Origin of the sequence: Paucibacter sp. TC2R-5 (assembly GCF_025717605.1) — a bacterium.
In the GTDB taxonomy this organism is placed as follows: Bacteria; Pseudomonadota; Gammaproteobacteria; order Burkholderiales; family Burkholderiaceae_C; genus Paucibacter_A; species Paucibacter_A albus.
The window spans coordinates 586-792 of the sequence record NZ_JAJIRQ010000035.1 but is presented as its reverse complement, the minus strand read 5'-3'; positions in this window follow the sequence as shown (position 1 = coordinate 792).

Sequence of the window (207 nt, the reverse complement as noted above, 5' to 3'; positions counted from 1 at the left end):
CGGGGGCACAAATGCAAACTTGGTTGCTTTTATTCTGCAAGGGAATCGGCTACCTAATTCACTCTGGGGATGAAAGGAAGGCTCTAACTGATCGGTACCTGAGATCACAATGACCAATGGACGGTACTCGGTGCGGCGCTCAAACTTTGTCCAGTCTTTTGCAGTGTGACCAGGTGAGCAGTTCCATAAGTCTTTTACAAACTTGAG